The sequence below is a fragment of the Streptomyces hygroscopicus subsp. hygroscopicus genome, from assembly GCF_030269125.1.
Taxonomy (GTDB): Bacteria; Actinomycetota; Actinomycetes; order Streptomycetales; family Streptomycetaceae; genus Streptomyces; species Streptomyces hygroscopicus_C.
Window position 1 is genome coordinate 1 of sequence record NZ_BSSM01000080.1, and the last position, 255, is coordinate 255.

Sequence of the window (255 nt, forward strand, 5' to 3'; positions counted from 1 at the left end):
CCCAGTAGACGACTGGGTTGATAGGCCGGATCTGGAAGCCAGGTAACTGGTGGAGGTGACCGGTACTAATAGGCCGAGGGCTTGTCCTCAGTTGCTCGCGTCCACTGTGTTGGTTCTGAAACCACGAACGGCCATTGTGTTGGTTGTCAGTTTCATAGTGTTTCGGTGGTTATAGCGTTAGGGAAACGCCCGGTTACATTCCGAACCCGGAAGCTAAGCCTTTCAGCGCCGATGGTACTGCAGGGGGGACCCTGT

General features: G+C 55.3%; 2 rRNA genes. Both read left to right on the top strand.

The features are described 5' to 3' along the window. Positions 1-89 (top strand): 23S ribosomal RNA (locus tag QSK45_RS38185); the annotation flags it as partial. Between the two features lie 72 nt (positions 90-161). Then, positions 162-255 (top strand): 5S ribosomal RNA (gene rrf / locus QSK45_RS38190); the annotation flags it as partial.